14 protein-coding genes are annotated in these 19,329 nt (G+C 56.2%); 11 read left to right on the top strand and 3 right to left on the bottom strand.

Features of this window, described 5'->3' with window-relative positions; all coding sequences use genetic code 11:
- The first annotated feature begins 12 nt into the window (after positions 1 to 12).
- The 9 genes from tssH to AC4IC4_RS13470 all read left to right on the top strand — a co-directional run bounded on the left by tssH (position 13) and on the right by AC4IC4_RS13470 (position 14,022).
- The gene (tssH, locus tag AC4IC4_RS13510) at positions 13 to 2,628 is read left to right on the top strand and encodes a type VI secretion system ATPase TssH (RefSeq protein WP_491471319.1); all 2,616 of its coding nucleotides are present in this window, start codon (positions 13 to 15) and stop codon (positions 2,626 to 2,628) included.
- A 24-nt stretch (positions 2,629 to 2,652) separates the two neighbouring features.
- On the top strand, positions 2,653 to 4,071 hold the full coding sequence (locus AC4IC4_RS13505; RefSeq protein ID WP_491471318.1) for a serine/threonine protein kinase: 1,419 nt from the start codon (positions 2,653 to 2,655) through the stop codon (positions 4,069 to 4,071).
- Between the two features lie 65 nt (positions 4,072 to 4,136).
- Complete coding sequence (locus AC4IC4_RS13500) at positions 4,137 to 6,710, top strand: type VI secretion system Vgr family protein (protein WP_325818030.1); 2,574 nt, start codon at positions 4,137 to 4,139, stop codon at positions 6,708 to 6,710.
- Between the two features lie 3 nt (positions 6,711 to 6,713).
- Entirely contained in the window at positions 6,714 to 7,466 is a 753-nt protein-coding gene (locus AC4IC4_RS13495; protein WP_491471317.1) for an Ivy family c-type lysozyme inhibitor, read from the top strand.
- Positions 7,467 to 7,595: 129 nt separating this feature from the next.
- Positions 7,596 to 8,183, top strand: a complete 588-nt coding sequence (locus AC4IC4_RS13490; RefSeq protein ID WP_491471316.1) for a hypothetical protein — start codon at positions 7,596 to 7,598, stop codon at positions 8,181 to 8,183.
- A 105-nt stretch (positions 8,184 to 8,288) separates the two neighbouring features.
- A complete protein-coding gene (locus tag AC4IC4_RS13485) occupies positions 8,289 to 8,729 on the top strand; it encodes a DcrB-related protein (RefSeq protein ID WP_491471315.1) in 441 nt (146 codons plus the stop codon).
- A gap of 3 nt (positions 8,730 to 8,732) precedes the next feature.
- Entirely contained in the window at positions 8,733 to 13,157 is a 4,425-nt protein-coding gene (locus tag AC4IC4_RS13480) for an RHS repeat-associated core domain-containing protein (protein ID WP_491471314.1), read from the top strand.
- Entirely contained in the window at positions 13,154 to 13,510 is a 357-nt protein-coding gene (locus AC4IC4_RS13475; RefSeq protein WP_491471313.1) for a hypothetical protein, read from the top strand. The genes AC4IC4_RS13480 and AC4IC4_RS13475 overlap by 4 nt, the downstream gene beginning before the upstream one ends.
- A gap of 218 nt (positions 13,511 to 13,728) precedes the next feature.
- Positions 13,729 to 14,022, top strand: coding sequence for a YciI family protein (locus AC4IC4_RS13470; protein ID WP_491471312.1), 294 nt, complete (start codon positions 13,729 to 13,731; stop codon positions 14,020 to 14,022).
- A 52-nt stretch (positions 14,023 to 14,074) separates the two neighbouring features.
- On the opposite strand, the gene ychF is transcribed toward AC4IC4_RS13470, so the two are convergent.
- Both ychF and pth read right to left on the bottom strand, forming a co-directional pair.
- On the bottom strand, positions 14,075 to 15,169 hold the full coding sequence (gene ychF / locus AC4IC4_RS13465) for a redox-regulated ATPase YchF (RefSeq protein WP_010432886.1): 1,095 nt from the start codon (positions 15,167 to 15,169) through the stop codon (positions 14,075 to 14,077).
- A gap of 126 nt (positions 15,170 to 15,295) precedes the next feature.
- Entirely contained in the window at positions 15,296 to 15,880 is a 585-nt protein-coding gene (gene pth, locus AC4IC4_RS13460) for an aminoacyl-tRNA hydrolase (protein ID WP_023336005.1), read from the bottom strand.
- Between the two features lie 274 nt (positions 15,881 to 16,154).
- Between pth and ychH the strand changes: the two genes are divergently transcribed.
- Both ychH and AC4IC4_RS13450 read left to right on the top strand, forming a co-directional pair.
- On the top strand, positions 16,155 to 16,430 hold the full coding sequence (ychH, locus tag AC4IC4_RS13455; RefSeq protein ID WP_024907062.1) for a stress-induced protein YchH: 276 nt from the start codon (positions 16,155 to 16,157) through the stop codon (positions 16,428 to 16,430).
- A gap of 121 nt (positions 16,431 to 16,551) precedes the next feature.
- Positions 16,552 to 17,610 (top strand): MerR family transcriptional regulator, encoded by a 1,059-nt coding sequence (locus AC4IC4_RS13450; protein ID WP_491471311.1) that lies wholly within the window; start codon positions 16,552 to 16,554, stop codon positions 17,608 to 17,610.
- On the opposite strand, the gene dauA is transcribed toward AC4IC4_RS13450, so the two are convergent.
- Positions 17,596 to 19,275 (bottom strand): C4-dicarboxylic acid transporter DauA, encoded by a 1,680-nt coding sequence (gene dauA, locus AC4IC4_RS13445; protein ID WP_491471310.1) that lies wholly within the window; start codon positions 19,273 to 19,275, stop codon positions 17,596 to 17,598. The genes AC4IC4_RS13450 and dauA overlap by 15 nt on opposite strands.
- Between the last annotated feature and the right edge of the window lie 54 nt (positions 19,276 to 19,329).

Genomic DNA, 19,329 nt, shown 5'->3' with positions numbered 1-19,329 from the left:
ATGGAACCGAACATGTCAGAAATAAGCCGTGCCGTGCTTTTCGGCAAACTGGATACGCTGTTATTTACCTCTCTGGAAAGCGCCACTGCGTTCTGCAAGCTGCGCGGCAACCCCTATGTTGAGCTGGTGCACTGGCTGCATCAGTTGATGCAGCAGCAGGATGGCGATCTGCAGCAGGTCATCCGCCACTTTGCCCTTGATGAACAGCAGCTGACGCGCGATATCGTTGCGGCGCTGGATGTCCTTCCGCGCGGGGCGAGTTCCGTTTCCGATCTCTCCGAACACATCGACAGCGCCGTTGAGCGCGCCTGGGTTTTCGGCTCGCTGAAGTTTGGCGTCAGCCGTATTCGCGGCGGCCATTTGCTGATCGGCATGCTGAAAACCTGGAATCTGGCCAACGTGCTGAAAAGTATCTCGTCGCAGTTCACCCGCCTTAACGTCGAGGTGCTGATTGAGCAGTTCGACGCTATTTGCGCCAACAGCAAAGAGACGCAGCAGGCCACTGCTGCCGTCGATGCACCGGCGGGTGCAGTACCGGCTGCGCAGGGGACGCTGGCCCAGTACGGCCAGGACCTGACCGCCCGCGCCCGCGACGGGAAGATTGACCCGGTTGTCGGGCGCGACGAGGAGATCCGCCAGATGGTGGATATCCTGATGCGCCGTCGTCAGAACAACCCGCTGTTGACCGGGGAAGCCGGGGTCGGCAAAACGGCGGTGGTGGAAGGTCTGGCGCTGCGTATCGCCGACGGCGACGTGCCGGAGCCGCTGCAGAACATTCAGCTGTGGCTGCTGGATATCGGCATGCTGCAAGCCGGCGCAGGCATGAAAGGCGAGTTCGAGGCCCGGCTGCAGGCGCTTATTAATGAAGTCCAGTCCAGCGCCACGCCGATCATTCTGTTTATTGATGAGATCCACACCCTGATTGGCGCAGGCGGCCAGCAGGGGACCGGCGATGCGGCAAACCTGCTGAAGCCCGCGCTGGCGCGCGGTCAGCTGCGCACCATCGGCGCCACCACCTGGGCGGAATACAAAAAGTACATCGAGAAAGACCCCGCGCTGACCCGTCGTTTCCAGACGGTGCAGGTGCACGAGCCGGACGAAGCGAAAGCCATTCTGATGCTGCGCAGCACCGTGTCGCCGCTGGAGACGCACCACCAGGTGCTGCTGCTCGACGAAGCGGTCAGCGCGGCGGTGAAGCTGTCGCATCGCTACATTCCGGCGCGTCAGCTGCCGGACAAAGCCGTGGCCCTGCTCGACACCGCCTGTGCCCGCGTGGCGGTCAGCCAGAGCGCGCCGCCGGCGCAGCTGGAAGACTGCCTGCGCCATATTGCCGCGCTGGACGTGGAAATTGAGATCGCAGAACGCGAGGCGCGCGTCGGTGCCGGAGACGCTGAGCGCGTAGCAACGTTACGCGCCGAACGCGACGCGTATGAGACAAAACGCGAAGCCCTGTCCCGGCGCTGGGAAGAAGAACGCAGCCTGGTGCAGGAGATTATCCGCCTGCGCGCCGCGCTGTTCGCGGCGGGCGAAGAAGATACCGCTGAGCTGCGCGGCAAGCTGACGGAACAGCAGCAGGCGCTGAACGCCTTACAGGGTGATGAACCGCTGCTGTTTGCGGCTGTGGATGAAAACGTGGTTGCCGCGGTGGTCTCTGACTGGACCGGGATCCCGCTGGGCCGGATGGTGAAAAACGAGATCGACGCGGTTCTGAACCTTGCCGACACGCTGAACCAGCGCGTTATCGGCCAGCGTCACGGTCTGGATCTGATTGCCCGCCGCGTGAAAACCTCGCGGGCGAAGCTTGACGATCCCAACAAGCCGGTGGGCGTCTTTATGCTGTGCGGCCCGTCCGGCGTCGGTAAAACCGAAACCGCGCTGGCGCTCGCGGAGTCGCTGTACGGCGGCGAGCAGAACGTTATCACCATCAACATGAGTGAGTTCCAGGAAGCGCACACTGTGTCCACCTTAAAAGGTGCGCCTCCGGGATACGTAGGGTATGGTGAAGGCGGCGTGTTGACCGAGGCCGTGCGCCGCCGCCCGTACAGCGTGGTGCTGCTGGACGAAATTGAAAAAGCGCACCCGGACGTCCACGAAATCTTCTTCCAGGTCTTTGATAAAGGCTGGATGGAAGACGGCGAGGGGCGCCACATTGATTTCCGTAACACCATCATTATTCTGACGTCTAACGTCGGCACCGACCTGATTAGCGCGATGTGCGCCGATCCGGATCTGGTGCCGGAGCCGGACGCCTTGAGCGGCGCGCTGCGCCAGCCGCTGCTGGAGGTCTTCCCGCCCGCGCTGCTGGGACGTCTGCTGGTGGTGCCGTATTACCCGCTCAGCGACGAGATGCTGGGGCAGATTGTTCGCCTGCAGCTCAGGCGCATTCAGCGTCGTCTGGAAGAGAATCACAGCATTATTTCTGAGTTTGACGACAGCGTGGTGGAACAGATTGTTCAGCGCTGTACCGAGGTGGAGTCCGGCGGCCGCATGGTGGACGCTATTCTGACCAACACTCTGCTGCCTCAGATGAGCCAGATCTTACTTACCGCCAGCCGCAGCGACGAGCAGTACCGACGTCTGCACGTCACCTGCGAGCAGGGCGAGTTTCACTGTCAGTTTGCCGCGTAATAATCATCAAGAGAACTGTAAAAGATGACGGATAATGATAACAATCGGACTGTCCCAAACGCGCTCCCGGTCGGGTACCGCTTCAACGAGTTTGAAATCAAAGAGGTGATCGGCGGCGGCGGTTTTGGCATCGTCTATCGCGCGTGGGATCACCAGCTCGAACGCACTATCGCTATCAAAGAATTTATGCCTTCCTCGCTCGCCGTGCGCGGCGACGACATGACCCTGGTGCTGCGCAGCGAGCGCTTTGGCAAAGCGTTCTCCGCGGGCCTGAACAGCTTTATTCAGGAAGCGCGTCTTCTGGCGCGCTTTAACCACCCGAACCTGCTGCACGTCCTGCGTTTCTGGGTGCAAAACGACACGGCCTATATGGGGACGCTGTTTTACAGCGGCACCACGCTGTCGCGCCTGCGGGAAGAAAAGCCGGAGCTGATCAACGAAGCCTGGATCCGCCGCACGCTGCCGATGCTGTTCGGTGCGATCAAGACCATCCACGACGAAGGCTACCTGCACCGCGACATCTCTCTGGATAACATTCAGATCCAGGATAATGGCCTGCCGGTGCTGCTCGATTTCGGCTCCGCGCGACGCACCATCGGTAATCTCTCCGACGAAACGGAAACCATGCTGCGTCCGGGCTTTGCGCCGATTGAGCAGTACACCGACGACAACGAAAGCGAGCAGGGCCCGTGGACGGATATTTACGCCCTCGGCGCGGTGTTGCGTACCCTGATTGTGGGTTCTCCGCCACCGGTCAGCGTGGTGCGCTCTATTCAGGATACCTGCAAACCGCTGGTGGAAATCATGCCGCAGGGCTATTCCATTCCGCTGCTGCAGGCCATTGACCGCGCGCTGGCGCTGCACATGGAGGACCGTCCACAGTCCATCGACGAGTTCGCCGCGCTGATAGAGATGCCGGTCGCCGGGATTAACGACGTGCTGACGGCGAAAAAGCCCGGCACGATGCTGGTACCGGTGGAAGACGAAAAACCGGCGTCGCTGCTCGACTGGCGTCGCTACAAGATCCCGGGCATGGTTGCCGCAGGGGTGCTGGTGGGTATTGTCGCCGGGGCGATGCTGTTCAGCGGCGGTAACGATACGCCTGAGCAGGCTGCACAGGCACCGGCAGAGACGCGTTCGACCGAAACCGCCGCGAACGCGCCAGACGTGAAGCCGGAAACGGCAAAGGTGAGCGAGCCGGCGACGGCGCAACAGACGCCACCGCCTGTCGCGAGCCCTGTTGCGTTGGTCTATATCCGCATCCTCGACGGCGAAACGCTGAAAGTGAACGGCGAGCCAAAAGCGCTGCGCCCGGGGACCAACGGCTATGCATCGCTCAAGCTGCCGGCCGGTGAGGCGAAGATTGAACTGCAGGGCAACGGAAGAACGCGTGGCCAGACGCTGGATATTGCCAAGCCGGGCACCTGGCTGGTGAATCCGTAGAATGACGCTCAGTTACTGATGCGAACCTCTTTTCTGAATCGCATAAGCTAGATGGAATAAAGATTATGCTCAACCGAATTACCGTTCAGCTCCCGGTGGAGGGGCTTCTGTTCTGGAAACTGACGGGCCGCGAGGCGATGTCTGAGTCGTTTGCGCTGACGCTGACCGTGCTCGGCACGGACGCGCGCATCGACCGCAGCAAGCTGCTGGGCCAGCCGGTCACGGTGACCATCCCGACGCAGAACCTGCTGACGTCCCGCTATATTAACGGAAAAATTACCCGCGTGGCGGTCAGCGCCGTTGAGCTGACGGGCACCCGCTATGCGGTGTACCAGCTGACGGTGGAGCCGGACCTGTGGCCGATGAAGCGCGACCGTAACCTGCGTATTTTCCAGGGCCAGACGGTGCCGCAGATTGTGAAAACCCTGCTGGGTGAGCATCAGGTTAACGTTGAGGATAAACTCACCGGCAGCTACCGGGTGTGGGACTACTGCGTGCAGTATCAGGAGTCGAGCCTGGACTTCATCAGCCGCCTGATGGAGCTGGAGGGGATTGCGTATCACTTCCGCCATGAGGCGGACAAGCACACCCTGGTGCTCACCGACGCCGCCACGCAGTACCAGCCGTTCAGCGGCTATGAGGTCATTCCGTACCACCAGACGCCGTCAGGCGGCAGTACGGACGAAGAGGGCATCAGCCAGTGGGCGCTGGAGGACAGCGTGACGCCGGGGATTTACAGCCTCGACGACTATGACTTCCGCAAGCCGAACGCGTGGCTGTTCCAGGCCCAGCAGAACCCGGCGTCGCCGAAGCCGGGCAGCATTGACGTGTACGACTGGCCGGGTCGCTTTGTGGACAAAGGGCACGGGGAGTTCTATGCCCGTATCCGTCAGGAGCGCTGGCAGGTGGAGCATCAGCAGATTCAGGCCACCGCGACGGCGGCGGGGATTGCGCCCGGGCACACCTTCACCTTAACCAACGCGCCGTTCTTCAGCGACAACGGTGAGTATCTGGTGACGGCGGCGGGTTACCACCTCGAAGAGAACCGCTATGCCAGCGGCGAGGGGGAGACCATTCACCGCACCGATTTCACGGTCATTCCTGCGTCGGTGGCCTACCGTCCGGCGCAGTCCACGGCGTGGCCGCGCACCTACGGCCCGCAGACGGCGAAAGTGGTGGGGCCGAAGGGCGAGAGTATCTGGACGGACAAATACGGCCGGGTGAAAGTGAAGTTCCACTGGGACCGTCTGGCGAAGGGCGATGACACCAGCTCCTGCTGGGTGCGCGTGTCGAGCGCGTGGGCGGGCCAGGGCTACGGCGGGGTGCAAATCCCGCGCGTCGGCGATGAGGTGGTGGTGGACTTTATCAACGGCGACCCGGACCGTCCGATCATTACCGGTCGCGTGTACAACGACGCGAGCATGCCGCCGTGGGCGCTGCCGGCTGCGGCGACGCAGATGGGCTTTATGAGCCGCACGAAAGACGGTTCCGTGGACAACGCCAACGCCCTGCGGTTTGAGGATAAAGCGGGTGCAGAGCAGGTGTGGATCCAGGCCGAGCGCAACATGGACACCAGCGTTAAAAATGATGAAACGCACAGCGTCGGCGGCGAGCGCAGCCATTACGTGAAGAAAAATGAACTGCATCGCGTGGAAGCGAACCAGACTCAGGCCGTGAAAGGTGGCACCGAGATCCTGACGGGGAAAGGCAAGCTGGATGCGGCGGTGGAGCAGTACGTCATTGCTTCCGGGACGAAGCTGCGGCTGGTCTCCGGTGAGAGTGCCATTGAGCTGAATGCTAACGGCAAGATTAACCTCATCGGCAAAGAATTTAACTTCTTCGTGGAAGGGGATGGGTATATCACCACGGGCGGTAAACTGCACCTGAATACCTCGGGAACCAAGCCGGGCACGACGGCGCCGGGATCGGGGCATAAAGGGGATATTGATGCGGCGGTGCAGGCGAAGTTTGCGCCGGAGAAACAAAAAAAAGGCGGTGCGGCAAAAGCTCCGGCAACACAGACTGCGCAGTCGGCGACAAAAGCACCTGTGGCGCAGACGGCCCAATCAGCAACAAAACCAGGAAGGATTGATAATCGCGTCGTGAAATCGGTAATGGCCTCAGAGGGGAGTGCCGGGGAACAAGGAGGACGGCGCGAGTTGTACGGCTTCAGAAAAGGAAATGGAAACGCTTATGACAAAATCCTGGCTGCGCGAAATAAATATGGTCAGGGAAGCGCAGAAGAATTCGAAGAGGTTTCCAAAGCTATGAGTGCTTCGGCGAAGTCTGCTGGAGCACTGAATTTTACTGACCCTGGTAAACAAGGTGCAATTACTTCCCTGGCGCATATGCGTGGCCCATCAGGTGCGCAGGCTATACTGAACTCAATGGAGTCCGGAGAAATAGCCAAGACGGGTACCTTGACGCCAGAAGCTATAACAAAAATTGAAAATATGTCGCCAGCAGATTTTCAGCAAAACTTGCTAAAAGCCCGTGTAGAATACGATAAAGCCATATACGGAAATACAATTACTACACAAGGGGGTAAGCAGTACAACTGGTGGGATCGTTACGGTACTGGTCTTCAGAAGCGCTATGCCCGTGAAGCGGACGAATTTTTAAAATTATCAGGTGAGTGATTTATGTTCAAAAAAATCGTGTTATCTTCATTGCTTTCTCTTAGTTTGATTTGCTCAATAGAATCCTCGCTTGCTCTCGATTTGGCGCAATATAGTAAACCGGAGACGGTGAGTCAGATCTTTAAGGACAAAGAAGTCATTAATGATCTCAGGCAGACGCTTGGAAAGGACTACGAGACTTTTACCAACAATTTTGATGTGTTTGGTGAGCCACATGTTACCCCAGATGGAGGGGTGTTTATTGAAGGGTGGTTAAAAGATCTTTATCAGGAGAATGCTTCTGCTGCGGTTATTAGCCCAGACGGCAAGATTTATGCTGCCTGGGTTGTTCCTGAATCAGATGTGATCAACTATAAATCGTCAGAACAAGGTCAACCTGTCAATAAAGATATTCAGCGCTGGGCTGAAAGATTTAAGAATATGAATTTTGCTACGCAAAAAAACAACAATAAAGATGCGGCTAAAACAGAGTATTTTAATACAAAGGCATATACCATTAAGTTAACAACTGTCTGTTCAGATAACGGCGAGTGCAATGACGCAACTTATTATGGGAAACGCAAAAAAGATGGGGCAGCTGTAACCTTACATGGTAAAGCTATACGAGAAGAGTGTTCTGTCTCACCTTGTCCTATTATTGGGTACAAGTTTAAAAATGCGTCCACAACTTATATGCTTAGTAAAGCTGATAATACACTGACAGTAATTGAGAGCAATAAAATATTAATGAACCAGAAGGGTGAGTGGAGTAATTAGCTTCATTTGTAATATATAATGACGAACAGTCATTGCTTTTTAAAAGCAATGACTGTCACTGAAAGTTGATGCGGTTTCCTGGATATAAAAAAATCCTTCTCATTGACGTAATTAACGCTGGTTTGCGATGTGCCACCGGTTGAAAAAAAAAGTCTGATTAAAAAGAATCGTAATGTGAGAAAATTCATTCGTGCATATTTTTGTTTCAGTTTTATTGTTTGTTTTCTATATTCTTCTGAAGTAGTGGCACATACTGTGCCACCCGCTTTGAGAGAGTTGGATTTTTCTATTGCGATGAATAAAAAATCTATCGCATTGGGTGATAGATGGGATAATGATGTTGCGCATGAAATTGAGGTCCCAACAGAAGGTCAATTTGTTGGTGAGATTCCTTTTGATGGAGTTAACTATAAATTCTACCAACATCATCAGGCTGAGCTAGATGTTTTTAGTTCCAATCTTTTGTGGGATAAAACCGAACGAAACGTTAATGATTATATTGTGTCGCAAATTACGATCAATTCCGGGGAGTATAGTACACCACGTGGTATTCATGTGGGTTCAACAATAGAAGAACTCAATAAAGCTTACGGGGTTGGTCAGAGCGAAAATGATTCTGGGGAACAATGGGTTTCCTATGAGTTAGGAATTAAGTTACTTTCATTCAAGGTTAAGGATAATATGGTTGTAAAAATAAGTATGAATTATGCTAACTAGTCGAACAATCAGGTCAATGGCGTAAATAATAAAACAGCCAGCCAAAAGGCCAGCATGGATTGGCCTCTTTTGTTTCTCTCACTATTAATCATCCCGAGTTCACTTATGAAATACACTCTCCAGGAAGGTTCATTTTCCCTTTTTCCTGCTGCCTGGCAGGATAACAGCATGAACATTATTCGCGATGACGAAAGCGGGCTGTCCGTGGTGGTCAGCCGCGGCGTGATTCCCGATGGCAGCGACTACGAACAAGAATTTCACCGCCAGTGGGATGTGCTGCGTCCTCAGATGGGTGAGATCGCCCAGAGCGAATTTAGTAACGTAAAAGCCGGGCCTGACGGAAAAATTAACGGGCTGGAAGTTGAAACCACGTTTGACCGTAACGGGCAGCGCCTGTGGCAAAAACAGCTCGCCGTGCAGACGCCGGGCAAACCGGTATTGATGATTTTTACTCTCTCGGCACTCAGAGCCTTTACCGAAGAGGACGAGGTGCGCTGGAGCGCGCTTAAGCAGAGTCTGACGCTAAACGACAACCGGAATGTGTAAGGCATGAGCGATAACAACGCGGCCCGTAAGGGCGACGAGATTATTCACTCCAGCATTTTTGCTGATATCACAAGCATTGTGGCGGAAGGTGCCGCCTATGCGGTGATCGGTGCGGCGGTAGGCGCAGCAGCAACCGTAGCGGCGCCATTACTGGGGGCGGGGGCAGCAGCAGCAGGCGTGGCCGCAATTGGATCCAGCTGTCTGTTAAGCGGCATCATTGGCGGCGTGCTGGCGAACGTCGCGGGGATCACGGACGATATCAGCAACGCTGCTGAGGGGTTAGGCAATGCGCTCTTCCCGCCGTCGCCTGCGGGTAAAATTACCACCGGCTCGAACAACGTTCTGACCAACGCAATCCCCGCCGCACGCGCGGCAGGCACGTTGACGCCTGCCGATACACCGTCCCCTGAGCCGCAGTCGCCGGGCAGCTTTGCCGATTACGCGGGCATGCTGCTTTCCGCCGCCGGACAGTTTGGCAGCGAGATGTGGCAGCCGAGCGTGGCCTCTGCCGCCGCGGGAACCTCGCCGCTGGAAGAAGACAAGGTTGCCTGCGAAAAACACTCCGGACCGCAGTATCTGGCGGAAGGTTCTAAAAGCGTCTTTATCAACGGACAGCCCGCGGTGCGTGCGAAAGATCGCACCACCTGCGAAGGCACCGTTTCCGACGATGTTTCCCCGAACGTGATTATCGGCGGGGACACGCTCACGGTCCGTGATATCAAAAGCGGTAAAACGCCGGGTCTGGCGCTGGGGATGATTGCGCTCTCCCTGCTGCGCGGGCGTCCGGGCAAGATCCTGAAAAACATGCCTTGCGCGCTGGCGGCGGCCGGCGGCGGGATGCTGGCGGATATGGCCGTCAACGCCGTGTTTGGCTCCTCGCACCCTGTCCACGCCGCCACCGGCGTCAAGGTGCTGAACGACGACGACGAGCTCGATTTCTCGCTGCCGGGGCGCTTTCCGCTTCGCTGGCAGCGCAGCTACAACAGCCTGACGACCCGCGAAGGGCTGTTTGGTCTGGGCTGGGCAACGACTTTTGACAGCTATCTGACGCTGGAAGATAACAATGCGACCTGGTTCGACGAAACCGGGCGCGAGCTGAGCTTCGAGCTGCCGCCGGTTGACCGCGCGTTTTACAGCATCAGCGAAGGCATCATTATTCGCCGGAATGAGAGCGGCGACGTGGCGATTGCCGACGATGACGGTTCGGTATGGCGTCTGTATAAACCGACCCGGGCGAATCCCTCCACCCTGCGTCTGGCCTCCCTCAGCGATGAATACGGCAACGCGCTGCTGACGGAGTGGGACGAGCAGGGCAGGCTGGTTGGTCTTCACGACGAGCCGCGGGCGATAGACGTCACCCTGCGCTATGAAGATGAACGATTCCCGCATCGCGTTACCGCTGCCAGCCATATCGACGGCAGCCAGACATGGCCGCTGATGCAGTGGGGCTACGACGCGCGCGGCCAGCTGGCGAGCGCGACGGATGCCTCCGGCGTGGTGACGCGTGAATACCGCTATAACGACCACGGCCTGATGGTCTGGCACCGGATGCCGGGCGGGCTGGAGAGCGAATACCGCTGGAAAAAATTCGACCACTGGCGCGTGGTGGAAAACCGCACCAGCACCGGCGACGGCTGCCGCTTTAGCTACGATTTGGCCGCCGGGCTGACGACCGTCGAGCACTACGATGGTCAGACGCGCCGCCACTACTGGAACGCGCAGAATCTGATTGTCCGCTACGTTGACGAGCGCTGTGAAAACTGGCACTACGAGTGGGATGATAACGAGCTTCTCACGCGTCGCATCGATCCGCTCGGCAACGCCGTCACCTTCGTCTACGACGAGATGGGCAACCGGGTGCAGGAAACCGATGCCGACGGCAATACCCGCACCACCACCTGGCTGGAGCACCGCGCGCTTCCTGCGGCCATTATCGAAGCCGACGGCAGCGCCACCCGGTTCTGGTACGACGAACATCACGGGCTGAAGCGCGTGGTGGACCCGATGGGGCAGACGACGCAGTTGCGCCGGGACGAGTTTGGCCAGGTCGTTGAAGAGGTCGATGCCGCAGGCAACAGCCGCTACCAGGAGTACAACGAGGCCGGGCAGATTGTCCGTTCGACGGACTGTTCCGGGCGTATTACCCGCTATCGCTATCATCCACTGGGCTGGCTGGTGGCTGAGACTGGCGCCGACGGTGAAGAGACGCGCTACCGCTACGACGCCGCAGGGCGTCCGGTGCAGCTTGAGCGCCCGGAAGGCTGGGCAGAGTCGCTCAAATGGAACGAACGTGGCCTGCCGGTGAAGCATGCGGGCGCCGACGGGAAAGAGAGCGAGTTCAGATACGATGAGGCGGGGCGCTTAACCGCCACCCGTAATACGCAGGGTGAAGAGGTGCGCCGTCGCTGGGACAGCCGCGGGCGTCTGATTGCCCTGGAAAATGAGAACGGCGAAGCGTATCAGTTCCGCTGGGGGCCGGACTCGCTGCTGCTGGAAGAGGTGGGGCTCGATGGCGTGGCCTCGCAGTATCGCTATGATGCCTGCGGGCGCACGATTGCGCGCACCTTTGCCGCCGGCCATCCGGAGGCCATCACCCACGCCTTCGCCTGGAGCGCGAGCGGCCAGCTGGTCGCCCGCACCACGCCGGAAGGCCAGACCCGCTACCACTATACCCCGTCCGGGCTTTTAAGCCGGATTGGGCTGCATCCTGCGCTTTCAGCCGACGTGTGGACCACCGAGGCAGAGCAGGAACTTGCCTTTGAGTATGACGCACTCGGTCGCGTCACCCGCGAAGCGGGCGAGCACGGTGAGCTGGCGTGGGAGTATGACGCGCTGGGCAATCGCACCTCCGTCACGCTGCCCGATGGCCGCGAGCTGAAGCAGTTCTACTACGGCAGCGGGCATCTGCTCAGCATTGCGCTCGATAAGCTGTCGGTTTCCGATTTTACCCGCGACGAACTCCACCGCGAGACCAGCCGCACCCAGGGGCTGCTGACCACCCGCAGCGAGTACGACCGCCTCGGACGCCTGCATCGCCGGGACGTCTTTACCGGCAATGCCCAGCGCCCGTCGCCGCGCCGCTGGTCCCGCCGCTGGGATTACGACTACCGCAATAACCTGGTGCGCGAAGAGCGGGACGATAACCCGTTCAGCTGGTACCGCTGGCAGTACGACAGCGCCGGGCGCCTGCTGGTTCAGGACGGCACGCTGCCCGGCCAGGAGCAGTGGCGCTGGGATGCTGCCGGTAACCCGCTCGAAGGATCTGCTGAGAAGGTCACGCACAACCGCCTGACGCAGCTGAACGGCATTCGCTGGCGCTATGACATCCACGGCCGCACCGTGGAGAAAGATAACGGCCAGACCCGCTGGCACTACCGCTACGATGGCGAACATCGCCTGACGGAAGTCATCAGCCAGCCGCGGGATCGCAATAAACCTCAGACGCAGGTCAGCTTCCGCTACGATCCGCTCGGGCGACGCATCAGCAAAACGCGACGCCAGATGCTGGGCGGACAGCCAACCGGCAAGCCGGTCACCACCCGGTTTGTCTGGGAAGGGTTCCGCCTGCTGCAGGAGGTGCACGGGGATGTGCCGCTGACCTACGTTTACAGCGATCAGGACAGTTACGACCCGCTGGCGCGCATTGACGGCGTTGATGCCCCTGAGATCTTCTGGTTCCACTGCCAGCCGAACGGCACGCCGGAGCGGATGACGGATATCGAAGGGCAGGTGCGCTGGGAAGGGGTGAACAGCGCCTGGGGCAAGCTGCTGCGGGAAAGCGAGACGCAGGTATCAGGATATTCTCAGAACCTGCGCATGCAGGGGCAATACCTGGACCGCGAGACAGGGCTGCACTACAATCTGTTCCGGTATTACGACCCGGACTGCGGACGGTTTACGCAGCAGGACCCGATAGGGCTGGCGGGGGGGATAAACCTTTACCAGTATGCGCCGAATGCGCTGAAATATATTGATCCTCTTGGCTTATCATCAACCACTTTCTATCATGCTGGGGATATTCAGGGAGAGATCAATCCTTCTATGGGGAGGCATGGATTAGATTTTAATCCTTCTAATCAAGGTGGTTTTTACGTAACTACTGATAAATCGCAGGCTATTAAATGGGCAGAATTGAGAGGGCATCCTACTATAACGCAATTTGATATACCGAATTCAGAACTTAATAAACTAAATATAAAAGTATTTGAGTCTGCTGATAATGAATGGGCTAAATTTGTAACTCAGGGTAGAGCCAATACACTTGCACATAGTTATGATGCTGTGAGTGGGCCAATGTTAGCAAACCCTGGCGCTGTAAAAAAAGGAGGAAAAGCTAAGCCTATAGGTTCACAACTTGCTATTTTCTCAAATAAAGCAGCAACCGTGTTTGATCGTTACAAAGTAAAAAAAGGGTGTAAAGGGCAATGAATATTATCGATGGTATCCGATTTGATGATTCTAATGAAAGTGTTGTTTTTAATTACTATAGTTGGGTTGAGTTAATTAAAGCGATTATTGTTAAATATGCAAATAAAACAGAGAGTGAGGCTGAGCGTATAGTGTTAGCCTCTCCACTTGTTCGTATTACGGAAAATGATTACATGTCTGTTGCTTTGCGCAGTCATGAAAGTGAATATCATTGGGCAATGTTAATTGCCTATGGTGATCAATATTGGGAAAAAGGAGTTTCTCCAAATGAACCTGAGGGATACTTCGAATGGGAAAAGGAATACAAGAAAAAAAATAAACTGGCAGAAGATAACTTTATTTTTAGTGAGTAAGTGAAAATATTAAGAAGAAAGATCTTGCCAGTTTTTATTGTATATTATGGCATTATTACGGTGAAACGTAGAGTAATGTCGCATAGCGATCCCTTTTTAAGATTAAAAGCTCCGCTAAAAATTATAACGTTACCTTATGTCATAAGAGGATTTGTTTCTGTATATCTAACAAACGAATTAATTATTACTTAGATAAAAGCTTAACTGAGAGGCAAAAGATGAGCACGGTTTACATAGTTATTTTAACCTATAGAAAACCACTCGAAGAAATCGACGCAGCGATACCTGCTCATGTTGAGTGGCTTAAAAAGGGGTATGCAGAGGGGATTTTCCTGACGTCCGGTAGACGGATCCCAAGAAACGGTGGGGTCATTCTCGCTAAGTGTGAGAGTCTTTCCTCTCTTGAAGAGCGCTTACGCGAGGATCCTTTTCAGAGGCTAAAACTTGCGACTGCCGAAATCATTCCTTTTGAACCCAGTATGAAAACAGAACTCCTGGAAAATGTGTTTTAACCCCGCAATAAAAAATCCACGCCAAAGCGTGGATTTTTTCATTCAAAACCAATCAAACGTTAAACAGGAAGTTCATCACGTCGCCATCTTTAACGATGTAATCTTTCCCTTCTGCACGCATCTTGCCTGCTTCTTTCGCGCCTTGCTCACCCTTGTAGGTGATGAAGTCTTCAAACGCGATAGTCTGCGCACGAATAAAGCCTTTCTCGAAGTCGGTATGGATCTTACCGGCCGCCTGAGGCGCAGTCGCACCCACAGGAATCGTCCACGCACGCACTTCCTTCACGCCAGCGGTGAAGTAGGTCTGCAGGTTCAGCAGCTCATAGCCTGCGCGGATAACACGGTTCAGGCCCGGCTCTTCCAGACCCAGCTCGGCCATGAACTCTTCACGGTCGGCGTCGTCCAGCTCGGCGATGTCGGATTCAACGGCAGCACACACGGCAACAACCACAGAACCTTCCGCCGCAGCGATTTCACGCACTTTGTCGAGGTACGGGTTGTTCTCGAAACCGTCTTCGTTAACGTTGGCGATGTACATGGTTGGTTTCAGGGTCAAGAAGCTCAGGTATTTGATCGCCGCCTTGTCTTCTTCAGTCAGGTTTTTCAGCGCGCGCAGCATGCCCGCGTTTTCCAGCTGTGGCAGACATTTTTCCAGTGCAGCCAGTTCCGCTTTCGCATCCTTGTCGCCGCCTTTGGCTTTCTTCTGCACGCGGTGAATCGCGCGTTCGCAGGTGTCGAGGTCAGAGAGCGCCAGCTCGGTGTTGATGACGTCGATGTCGTCAGCCGGATCCACTTTGTTGTTTACGTGGATGATGTTGTCGTTCTCGAAGCAGCGCACAACGTGGCCGATCGCTTCGGTTTCACGAATGTTGGTCAGGAACTGGTTACCCAGACCTTCGCCTTTGGATGCGCCTTTTACCAGGCCCGCGATGTCCACGAATTCCATGGTGGTTGGCAGAATGCGCTGAGGCTTCACGATTTCCGCGAGCTGGTCCAGACGCGGGTCCGGCATTGGCACAACGCCGGTGTTAGGTTCGATGGTACAGAACGGGAAGTTCGCCGCTTCGATACCCGCTTTGGTAAGCGCGTTAAACAGGGTGGATTTGCCCACGTTTGGCAGACCGACGATACCGCATTTGAATCCCATTTCTAAATCACCTTAATATCTTGATAATCAATCCGTTAACGATAACCGATTGATGAAAAGTAAATAACTACGCCTATTATACACGTAACCCGCATGACGCGCGGTAAAAAAGCCGGATCGGGCAGATTATTGCGCTTTGAAAGCGTGCAAGCGGTTTGTCGCTTTGGTTAGCCCGTCTTTCAGCCAGATTTCGGTGCAGCGCGCCGCTTCGTCTACCGCTTCGTCAATCAGTTTCTGCTCAGAAACCGGGGGCTTACCAAGTACGAAACCGACAACTTTGTTTTTATCGCCCGGATGGCCGATTCCGACGCGCAAACGGTGGAAATTCGGGTTATTGCCCAGCTTGCTGATGATGTCTTTAAGACCGTTGTGGCCGCCGTGCCCGCCGCCCAGTTTGAATTTTGCTACGCCAGGCGGGAGATCCAGCTCATCGTGAGCCACCAGAATTTCATCCGGGTTGATGCGATAAAACGTTGCCATTGCCGCCACGGCTTTACCGCTCAGGTTCATAAAGGTGGTAGGCACCAGTAAACGAACATCCGCGCCAGCAAGGTTGATACGTGAGGTATATCCGAAGAATTTAGGTTCTTCACGCAGGGGAGCACGTAACCGCTCGGCCAGCAGATCAACGTACCATGCCCCGGCATTGTGGCGGGTAGCCGCATATTCTGCGCCCGGGTTGGCGAGGCCGACAATCAGTTTAATCGTCACGATTCAATTCCTAATGGGTTCCAGATCTGGCGCGTAGTTTACTGTCTGGCGCGCCGCTTGACAAAATTCTGCGATCGTCGAAGCGAAATACGAATAATTTCTGATTTGAACAATTAGAATTTCAAGCTGTTCAAAGTGTTATTTGTAAACTTTTGTTTGGGAGTTATCTGTAATTGTGATCATTCACGCAACTCATAAAAGGGGCGTTGTCTATACTTTACACACAAGGATTAGGGGCTTTCCCCCTGACAACCCAAAGTTCCGGAGGTGACACATGAAACGCAAAAACGCTTCGTTACTCGGTAACGTGCTGATGGGGTTGGGGCTGTTCGTGATGGTAGCCGGCGTGGGTTATTCAATTTTAAACCAGCTGCCGCAGCTTGATCTTCCGCAATACTTTGCGCATGGCGCGATATTGAGCATCTTCATTGGTGCAGTGTTGTGGCTGGCGGGAGCACGCGTGAGTGGCCATGAGGAAGTGTGTGACAAATACTGGTGGGTGCGCCACTACGATAAACGCTGTCGTCGCGACCAGCATAAGCACAGCTAGTGCTACGATAAAGAACACCGAAACGGCTCCTGAGGGAGTCGTTTTTTTTTGCATCAAGGGTTGACCCTCACGTAACGTAAGGCTCCAGAGTGATGCCACTGGCAAAGAAAAAGGAGCAGTTATGTTGATTCAGGTGGGTGAGCTGGCGAAACGTGCCGGGATCACCGTGCGGACATTGCACCACTATGAGCAAACAGGGTTGTTACTGCCTTCTGCCAGAAGCGCGGCAGGTTATCGGCTTTACAACCTGGCGGATGTCCAGCGTCTGCACATGATTCAGGCGCTGGCAAAAGCGGGGCTGGAACTTGCTGAAATCAGGGATTTCCTGGAACAGGAGTCGCTGTCGTTAACCGAGTTACTCGATGCGCAAATCACGCTGCTGGATAAACAGCTGCGCAGCATACATACGCTGCGCGACCGGCTGGTGGAGCTGCGGACCGGGCTTCTCGACGATGCGACGCCGGATCTGGAATCCTGGCTACAGACTCTGGAGTTAATGAATATGTACGATCGCTGGTTTAGCAAAGAAGAGTTACAGCAGCTCCCGTTTGCGGTGCAGAAGGATGCGCTGGCGGCTATCTGGTCAGGGCTGGTTGCAGAGGCAAACACGCTGTTGAAACAGCACATATCCGTTATGGACCCGCGGGCCATGGACCTGGCGACGCGCTGGATGGAACGCCTGGAGCAGGATACGGCGGGCAAGCCGGAGTTTCTCACCCGGCTGAACGAAATGCATAGCGTTGAACCGCAGATGCAGGTGCAGACCGGTATCACGCCTGAGATGACGGATTACATCACGCGCGCGTTTGCGGAATCAAAGCTCAAAATATGGGAGAAGTATCTCACTGCCGAAGAGATGGCCTTTACCCGGGCACATTACTTTGACCGCATGATGGAGTGGCCGCCGCTGGTGGCAAAACTGCATCAGGCGCAGCGGGAAAATATCGGCCCCGCCTCTGACGATGCGCAAAAGCTGGCTGAAAACTGGCTGACATTGTTCCAGTCTTACGCGGGCACCAGCCCGGAGACTCAGCAAAAGTTTCGCACGGCCATGCAGCAGGAGCCGCATCTGATGAAGGGAACCTGGATGACGCCTGCCGTGCTTGCATGGCTCCAGCAGGCGATCGGGGTGATGATGCAAAGACGTTTCTCTGCATCAGGTGGCTCACAGATCCGCTAATGCGGCTTCACGGTTAGGATAAAAGGCAAGGCGGCCAGGGATCGGCTGCACGCCCGCCCGCGCCATGGTGCGCAGTGGCTGAAACTCCAGGTTACTCACCCGCAGTTCACAGCCTTCCGGCAGACGTGCAACAAAGCGCTGGAAGGCATCCAGGCCGCCTGCATCCAGCACCGGTACGGCATCCCACTTCAGCACCACAACCCGTTTACCCGCGATGCGGGACTCCAGATCGCTGAACAATCCTTCAGCCGCAGCGAAAAACAGCGGGCCAATCACGCGTAGCACCAGCACATCGTCAGGCACCTCCACGTTAACCGGGGAAAGGCGCGTCATCTGCGCAATACGGCGCATAAACAGCAGAGAAGCCAGCACGATCCCGACGCTGATGGCGATAACCATATCGAACAGCACGGTCAGCGACATGCAGATCAGCATCACGATGATGTCGTCTTTCGGCGCGCGACGCAGCAGGTTCACCACCTTATGCGCCTCACTCATGTTCCAGGCCACCATCAGCAGCAGGGCGGCCATGGCGGAAAGCGGTAGCCAGGAGAGCAGCGGGGCGAGGATCAGCAGGGCGAGGATCACCAGCACGGAGTGGATAACCGCCGAAACGGGTGAGGTTGCCCCCGCGCGCACATTTGCAGCTGAACGGGCGATGGCTGCCGTTGCGGTAATACCGCCGAAGAACGGCGCGACAAGGTTGCCTAATCCCTGGCCGACCAGCTCGCTGTTGGCTTTGTGCTTGGTGCCGGTCATGCCGTCGAGCACCACGGCACAGAGCAGGGATTCAATCGCCCCCAGCATCGCCATCGAGAACGCGGCGGGAAGCAAAGCGCGCAGGGAATCCCAGCTTAGGGTAAAGCTGGAGCCGGGCATATCCCACGGCAGCACCAGCTGCGGCAACAGTTGCGGAATGCCGCTACCCTGTGAATCGTCCGCCAGAACATAGTGGAACTGCGAGCCGATAGTCGCGACGTGACCACCGAACATATTGACGATGGCCATCACCGCGCAGCCCAGCAGCAGCGCGGGAAGATGGCCCGGCAGACGGATCCCCAGACGAGGCCAGACGATCAGCGTACCCAGCGTCACCATCCCGATGGCGGCGTCGCCGAGGTTCGCAGTCGGCAGCGCCATAAACAGCGCGCCCACTTTTTGCAGATAGTGTTCAGGGACGTGAGCCATTTGCAGGCCGAGGAAATCCTTGATCTGCATGGTTCCGATGGTGATCCCAATCCCCGAGGTGAACCCCAGCGTCACGGAAAGGGGGATGTACTCTATCAGGCGGCCAAAACGGGCCAGGCCAAACAGAATTAAAAAGACCCCGGACATCAGGGTGGCGACCAGCAGGCCTGCCAGACCAAACTGTTGCGAAACGGGGTAGAGGATCACCACAAAGGCGGCGGTCGGGCCGGAGACGCTAAAGCGTGAGCCGCCCGTCAGGGCAATGACTATCCCGGCAACGGCCGAGGTGTACAGGCCGTACTGCGGCGCAACGCCGCTGCCAATCGCCAGCGCCATCGCCAGCGGGATGGCGATAATGCCGACGGTGATCCCGGCAATCAGGTCACGCACAAAGCGTGAGGAGGTGTATTTCTCTTTCCAGCAGGCGTCGATGAGGGCGCGAAAGGGCAGAACATGTGAGGAGGTTACGTTTTTCACAATTATCTATCATCCGTATGCGCATCATCTGTCATATCAATGGCAGGTGAAGGA

This window comes from Enterobacter sp. Taxon_2 (assembly GCF_058355295.1).
The sequence above is the reverse complement of the archived record's forward strand: the minus strand, read 5'-3'. Positions and strand labels throughout refer to the sequence as shown.

What these genes read in the sequence shown, in the direction of transcription:
- tssH (WP_491471319.1), top strand. Translation starts at nt 13, where the DNA reads ATGTCAGAAATAAGCCGTGCCGTGCTTTTCGGCAAACTGGATACGCTG.
- AC4IC4_RS13505 (WP_491471318.1), top strand. Translation starts at nt 2,653, where the DNA reads ATGACGGATAATGATAACAATCGGACTGTCCCAAACGCGCTCCCGGTC.
- AC4IC4_RS13500 (WP_325818030.1), top strand. Translation starts at nt 4,137, where the DNA reads ATGCTCAACCGAATTACCGTTCAGCTCCCGGTGGAGGGGCTTCTGTTC.
- AC4IC4_RS13495 (WP_491471317.1), top strand. Translation starts at nt 6,714, where the DNA reads ATGTTCAAAAAAATCGTGTTATCTTCATTGCTTTCTCTTAGTTTGATT.
- AC4IC4_RS13485 (WP_491471315.1), top strand. Translation starts at nt 8,289, where the DNA reads ATGAAATACACTCTCCAGGAAGGTTCATTTTCCCTTTTTCCTGCTGCC.
- AC4IC4_RS13480 (WP_491471314.1), top strand. Translation starts at nt 8,733, where the DNA reads ATGAGCGATAACAACGCGGCCCGTAAGGGCGACGAGATTATTCACTCC.
- AC4IC4_RS13475 (WP_491471313.1), top strand. Translation starts at nt 13,154, where the DNA reads ATGAATATTATCGATGGTATCCGATTTGATGATTCTAATGAAAGTGTT.
- AC4IC4_RS13470 (WP_491471312.1), top strand. Translation starts at nt 13,729, where the DNA reads ATGAGCACGGTTTACATAGTTATTTTAACCTATAGAAAACCACTCGAA.
- ychF (WP_010432886.1), bottom strand. Translation starts at nt 15,169, where the DNA reads ATGGGATTCAAATGCGGTATCGTCGGTCTGCCAAACGTGGGCAAATCC.
- ychH (WP_024907062.1), top strand. Translation starts at nt 16,155, where the DNA reads ATGAAACGCAAAAACGCTTCGTTACTCGGTAACGTGCTGATGGGGTTG.
- AC4IC4_RS13450 (WP_491471311.1), top strand. Translation starts at nt 16,552, where the DNA reads ATGTTGATTCAGGTGGGTGAGCTGGCGAAACGTGCCGGGATCACCGTG.